Below are 577 nucleotides of genomic sequence, written 5' to 3'. Positions count from 1 at the left end.
TAATGCCGATCGTTTTAAGTCATTGAACGATCCTCTGTAGGCTTCATAATCGGTCTCAACTTTGTTGAGGCCGATTTTTTTATGTCTGAATTTTCTAAAGAACTGCATATCACCGCTGAGTTCTGCCAAGACCACCATATCAATACTTTTGCTAAGCACATTCCCTTAGAGTGGGTAGAAGAAGCTGTTCAACAGACAGGGCGAGCTTCTGTTCGTAAACGACGTTTCCCAGCCGAGCAGGCTGTGTGGCTGGTACTGGGGATTGGATTACTTAGAAATCGCTCTATTCAGAACGTTTGCGACAAACTTGAACTCGCCTTTCCGGACTCGAAAGGAGAGCTGCCGCCTTTAGCGACAAGCAGTATTATTAAGGGAAAAGAAAAACTCGGTGCCAAACCAATGCAATATTTATTCAAACACACAGCCGCACAATGGGAAAAGCAGTGTGAATTTGACCAAATCTGCGGGCTTAAAGTGCTCAGTGTAGATGGCACCTATTTTAAGACCCATGATACACCGAGTAATCAGGCGTTTGGATATGCTCAAAAATCGGCCTCCTTCCCCTCCGTTCTGGCTG

Annotated in this window: 1 protein-coding gene; it reads left to right on the top strand. The window is 45.2% G+C overall.

Annotated features, from left to right (window positions below):
• Positions 1–81 precede the first annotated feature (81 nt).
• Positions 82–577 (top strand): transposase domain-containing protein (locus tag KCG43_RS21340; protein ID WP_218387487.1); only part of this gene is annotated, 496 nt, incomplete at its 3' end.

This window comes from Photobacterium sp. WH24 (assembly GCF_019204055.1).
In the GTDB taxonomy this organism is placed as follows: domain Bacteria; phylum Pseudomonadota; class Gammaproteobacteria; order Enterobacterales; family Vibrionaceae; genus Photobacterium; species Photobacterium arenosum.
This window is presented reverse-complemented; position numbering and strand designations above follow the sequence as displayed.